This is a genomic window from Rhodococcus sp. MurmanLake-1 (genome assembly GCF_056945715.1).
Window position 1 is genome coordinate 1 of the sequence record NZ_JBWZNF010000035.1, and the last position, 6,563, is coordinate 6,563.

Genomic DNA, 6,563 nt, shown 5'->3' on the forward strand with positions numbered 1-6,563 from the left:
ACGAAACCATCACGCTCCGTCGACACCACACACACCGGATCAGCCGAATCCAACACATACTCATTACGCGAGGACGGAGCATCAGGATCCAACGGCACCCACGCCCCACCCGCACGCACAATCGCATACAACCCAACCAACAAATCCACCGACCGCCGAACAGCCAACCCCACCAACGACTCCGGCCCAACACCCAAACCGATCAAATAACGCGCAAGCCTATTGACCCTCTCATCGAACTCCCCATACGAGAGCACCTCATCCCCGAACACCACCGCCCGCGAACCCGAACAAACCCCCACCACAGAATCAAAACCATCCAACAACAACCCACCCACAACCGGATGAGACGTGTCGTTCCAGGTGTCGAGCACCAACGCGCGCTCAGGCGCCGTCATGACCTCGACGTCACCGACTGCAGTAGACGGCGTTTCACCGATTTCGGTCAGCAGAGTCTCGAGGCGACCCAGCAGGGCCTGCGCGTACGACTCGTCGAAGAAGTCGGGTAGGTAACGAAGCGTCAGGTGCAGTTGGTCGTCGAGACCGATCAGCAGTGTGAGCGGGTAGTTCGTGGAATCGTCGGAGGCGACATCGTCGATCACCATGCCATCCAAGAACTCTGCCTGCGCTGCAAGACCGTCACGGTCGACCGGGTAGGACTCGAAGATCACCAGAGTGTCGAAGAGTCCGCCGACGCCCGCGGCGCTCTGCACGTCGGTCAGGCCGAGGTAATGGTGATCGAGCAATCCCGCCTGTTCGATCTGAACCCGAGAGAGCAATGCCTCGACGGACTCGGCCAGATCCAGTTGGACACGCACGGGCAGCGTGTTGATGAACAGGCCCACCATCTTCTCGACGCTGTCGAGTTGTGGCGGACGGCCGGAGACCGTGGCACCGAAGACAATGTCCTGGCGACCGGTCATGCGTCCCAGCAGAATTGCCCAGGCAGCCTGGACGATCGTGTTGGCGGTAACGCCGGTCCTCGATGCCAAACCGGTCAGTGTCGCGGTCACCGATTCGCTGAGCGAGATCTGCAACTTCTGCGACAGCGCACTGAATTCCTGACCAACGACGGTGGGAGCCAACAACGTCGGCTCTTCGACGCCGCCCAGCGCTTTCGCCCAGGCATCCATGGACACACTGCGATCCTGCTGGACCAGCCACGCGAGGTAGTTCCGGTAGCTCAGTGACCGCGTCTGAGCGGGAATGTTCCCACGCATGGCGTAGTGGCCGAGGAGCGTCTGGAGCAGCAGCGGCATGGACCAGCCGTCGAGGATGATGTGGTGGTTTGCCACAACAAGGCGGTATTCGCTCGCCGCGATCTTGATCAGCGTGAACTTGATCAACGGCGGGTTCGACATGTCGAAGTGCGTGGCCTGGTCCTCGACAAGAATCCGATCCAACTCGCGGCGTCGTTCTTCGCTGTCAGCGATTGTGGTGAGATCCAGTTCGCGCCACGGCACGTCGATGTCACCGAGAACTACCTGGACCGGCGTACCCGTTCCGTCGACCACAAATGCGGTGCGCAGGTTCGGGTGACGATCGATGATGGCCTGTGCTGCGGCGTGGAGGCGATCCGCGTCGACGCGGCCGGACAGCGAGAGAACCATCTGCACGGAGTACAGGTCGACGGTGGACTCGGCCATGACAGCGTGGAACAGCAGACCCGACTGCAGCGGAGCCAGCGGCCAGACGTCCAGCACCGCGGGGAAACGCTGCTCGAACCCGTCGAGATCCTGCTGGGTCAGCGTTACCAGCGGCACGTCCGACGGCGTGAGTCCGCCTGCGCCGACGGCCTGTGCGTGCTGCGCCAGCGCTGTGAGTGCTCCGACCCACAGGTCGGCCAGGGCTTGCACCTCGGTGGCGCTCAGCAATCCGTTCGGGAAGGCAAACGATGCTTCGAGCACCGCGCCATCAGGGCCGTCGTTGACGATGGCATTGATGTCGACAACCTTGTTGGCCGGCATGTCCGGGTCTTCCGGCGCAGCGACATCGGAGAAGTCGCGTGCCGGAATCCATCCGAGGCCTTGCGCTGCAGCCGGAATATCCTCCGCCACAATGCGACCCAGGTAGTTGAAGCTGACCTGCCCGCTGCTCAGCTTCGACAGCTCAGTGCAGGTGTCGTCGTTGACGTACCGCAGCAGTCCGTAGCCGACACCCTTGTCGGGAGCGGCGAGCAACTGCTCCTTGACTGCCTTGATCGCCGCTCCCGCAGCAACTCCGGCGTCGAAGGCGTCGTCGATGTCGATACCGGCAAGGTCGAGTGCGACAGGGAAGGCCGCCGTGAACCAGCCGACGGTGCGTGAGAGATCGGCACCCGGGACGACGCCCTCTTCGCGGCCGTGGCCCTCGAGCTGGAGCAGTGCCGCTTCGGTGTCGATGCCCCGCTCACGGCGCCAGCGCACCAGTGCCAGAGCAAGTCCGGCCAGCAAACCGTCGTTGGCTCCGCCGCGGAACACCTCGGGCAGAGTTGTCAGCAGGGTTTCAGTGACGTCTGTGGGCACCTCGACGCGCACACGCTCGACTGTTGCCGCAACGTCGACGGAGGGGTCGAACGCACGCGAACCGAGAATGGGGTCCGGAGTCGACAGCGTCTTACGCCACCGTGGCAGTTCTGCCAGTCGCTTGTCTGATCGTGATTCCGCAGCCAGCGAGTGCGCCCAGGTACGCATGGACGTGCCCGTCGGTTCGAGCACGGGCACACTTCCGCCACTGCGCTGGGCCCACGCGGAAATCAAGTCCGGCACGATAATTCGCCAGGAGACGCCGTCGACGATCAGGTGATGCGCAGCCACGATCAATCGGCCGGTACGCGTGTCACCGAAGTCGATCCACACGAACTGAGCCATGACACCAGCGGCCGGATCCAACCGGCCGAGAGCGTCGTCGAGAGCGCCCGACGCGATGGCCGTCAGCTCTGTATCCGCAATCGCGGGGTCCACCTGCACCCGGCGCACCGAACCATCCACGTCGACGGTTCCGGGCGCGGACACAGCCATGCCCGGACCACGCTGATCATTGACCAGACGCGAACGGAACATGTCGTGGTGATCGATGACCGCAGTCAACGTTTCGACAACACCGGTCCGGTCGATTCCCAGCGGCAATTCCAACGTCAATAGCTGGTTGAAACGCTGGTAGCTGCCAGGCCGTTCGAACATGAAGCGCTTGATCGGAGTGAGCGGCATCCAACCGATGCCGCCGCCTTCGATCTCGGCGAGAACAGTGATCGCGTCGGCGTCGGAGCCGAAGACGGCGACCTCGGCCAACTCTGCCACCGTCTTGTTCTCGAACACGTCCTTGGGCGTGAAGAGAACACCTCGGGCCTTGGCGCGGGACACCAACTGGATCGACATGATCGAGTCTCCGCCCTGAGCGAAGAACGAATCGTCGGTACCGATCTGATCGAGGCCGAGAACGTCGGCAAAGACCTCGCTGAGGATGCGTTCCATCTCGGTGGTGGGAGCGCGGAACTCCTTGACCTCGAATACCGGATCCGGCAAAGCCTTTCGGTCCAGCTTGCCGGCCGGGGTCAGCGGCATGTCGGTCAGAACCATGATCGACGCAGGCACCATGTGCGCCGGCAGAGTGCGTGAGACGAACTCACTCAGATCCGCCGAGCTGACAGCAGATTCCTTGCCGACAAATACGTACGACACCAGTGCCGGAGCACCGGACGCCAGCGTGGTGCCCATGGTCGCGGCGAACTCGACGTCCGAATGTGCCGTCAGGGCGGCGTCGATCTCACCGAGTTCAATGCGGAAGCCACGGATCTTCACCTGGAAGTCGTTGCGGCCCACATACTCAACCTGATATTGGTCAGTCCAACGCACAACATCACCGGTGCGGTACATGCGCTCACCGGGCAGGCCATGCGGGTTGGCAACAAAGCGATCCGCGCTCAATCCCGGGCGGCGATGGTATCCGCGGGTGACCTGAGGACCCGACAGGTACAGCTCACCGGCAACACCAACCGGAACGGGCTGCAGACGCGTGTCGAGAACAAACGCGGCCATGTCGCCGATGGTTCCACCGATGGTCATCCGGTCGCCCGGCATCAGCGGCACACTGACGTTGGTGACGATAGTGGTCTCGGTGGGGCCGTAGACATTGAGGAACGTACGTCGACGGTTCGGCTGATCCGCCCACTTGGCCATCAACTCCGGCGAGTACGCCTCGCCGCCGACACCAACCACCTCGAGATCGTTCAGGCCCGACGGATCCATGGAAGCCAACGCCGCCGGCGTGATGAAGGCGTGTGTGACGCGTTCGGACTTGAACAGCGCAGTCAACTCGTCGCCGCCGAAGATCGACGTCGGGACGATCACCATGGCAGCGCCTGTCGCGACAGCCAGGAACAGTTCGAGCATCGACGCGTCGAAACTCGGCGACGCGAAGTGCAGCGTGCGGGAGTTCGGCGTCACCAGGTAGTGCTGTGCCTGCGTTGCACTGAAGCTCGCGAGGCCCGCACCGGTAGCAACAACACCCTTGGGCAAGCCCGTTGTGCCTGATGTGTAGATCACCCAGGCGGGATTCGCCGGAAGGACGGGGCGAACACGTTCATCTTCACGAATCGGTGAACTATCCTGCGCTGCCATCAGTTCCGCGCAAGCATCACTGTCGATCGCGAGCCACTCCACGGTGTCGGTAAGCCCTGCGAGTTCAGCTTCGAGAGTCAGACCGACCGAGACGCCCGAGTCGGAGACCATATGCGCGATGCGGTCAGCCGGGTAGTGCGGATCGATGGGAACAACCGCGGCGCCCGTCTTGGATACCGCCCACACCAGCAGGACCGATTCGATAGAACGCGGAATCGACACTGCGACCAGGTCTTCGGCGCCCAGACCGCGAGCGATCAGGACGCGGGCGAGGCGCGACGACCACTCGTCGACCTCGGCGTAGGTCATCGACCGATCCTGGTAGCGGAGAGCTTCGTTGGAGGGATACTGCAACGCGGTCTCGGCCAGGATGTCGGTCAACGGCTTCGGCTCGATGCCCGAGGACGCTCGGCGACCGGTCAATTCGATGCGCTCAGGCGCTTGGAGGATGTTGATGTCGCCGACAGCCTGCGTCGCATCCACGGCGACGGCTTCGAGAATTCGAGTCAACCTCTCGGCGAAGGAGACAACTGTCCCCTCGTCGAAGAGATCCGTCGCATACGTGAAGGTCGCAGTCATTCCGTGACCATCGGCAGCTTCCACCAGAGTCAACTGAAGGTCGAACTTCGCTACGGTTTCCGCGATAGCGAATTCAGTGATATCGAGTCCCGGCAGCGTCAGGTTATTCTGCCCCAGGTTCTGGAATGCCAAGGCAACCTGGAACAACGGGTTGTGCGCTTGCGAACGCACCGGATCGAGAACCTCGACCAGCCGCTCGAACGGCACGTCTGCGTGAGCGAAAGCCGCGAGATCACTCTCACGCGCCGACGTAAGCAGATCGAGGAAACGCATCCCCGGATCCACCTCGGTACGAAGCACGAGGGTGTTGACGAACATGCCGATCAGATCGTCGAGCTGCGCTTCACCGCGACCGGCCACCGGGGTACCGACTGCGATGTCGGTGGTGCCGGACAACCGGGCAAGAAGTGTTGCCAACGCCGAGTGCATCACCATGAACAGCGATGCCTGGTGCTCGCGACCCACAGCAGCCAGTCCGCGGTGAACATCCGCGGAAATCGGGAAGCTGTAGGTGGCTCCCCGTCCGGTGAACACGGCTGGACGCGCGCGGTCACTGGGCAAGGTGATCTGGTCTGGAACTCCGTCGAGAGCCTTAGCCCAGTAGCCGATCTGCTCTGCGAGTACGGATTCCGTGTCACTCTCGGAACCGAGAACACCACGCTGCCACAACGCGTAGTCGGCGTACTGCACCGGCAACGGCGCCCACGTCGGGGTCTGCCCCTGTGAGCGGGCGTAGTACGCGGTCATCACGTCGCGGATCAACGGGCCCATCGAGAAACCGTCGGTGGAGATGTGGTGAATCACTATCGCCAGTACAAACGAGTCCTCGGCAAGCTGGAAGAGCTTGGCCCGCAACGGAACCTCAGCCGTAACGTCAAAACCTGATGAGACGAACTCCGTCACCGCCGCGACGATGTCGGATGTCTCGAGCGGCACGGGAGCCAGATTCACCGGAACTGCCGCCGCCGGCAGTATCCGCTGGTAGCCGATTCCGTCCACCTCGGGGTAGACCGTGCGCAGAACCTCGTGACGCTTCAAGAGGTCCATGACAGCGTCGTACAACGCCGCCTGGTCCAACTCGCCGGTGAGCGTGATCGCCATCGGAATGTTGTTGGCTGCCGACTCGCGGTCCAATTGGTTGAGGAACCACATGCGCTGCTGCGCAAACGACAACGGCACCTGCGCCGGACGCACCTGCGCAGTCAACGCCGCACGCGAACCACCACCAACACGAGAACCGAGGCGAGCAGCCAAACCCTCCACCGTCGACGCCTCGAACAACTCCCGCACCGACACCGCAGCATCAAGAGCCTGACCCAACCGAGACGTCACCTGCGTCGCAATCAGCGAATTACCACCGAGCGCGAAGAAATCATCATCCAAACC

1 protein-coding gene is annotated in these 6,563 nt (G+C 62.7%); it reads right to left on the minus strand.

Features of this window, described 5'->3' with window-relative positions; genetic code table 11:
• The coding region (locus tag AC2ETI_RS32330) for an amino acid adenylation domain-containing protein (protein ID WP_483635025.1) at positions 1-6,563 on the minus strand (6,563 nt) is incomplete at both ends.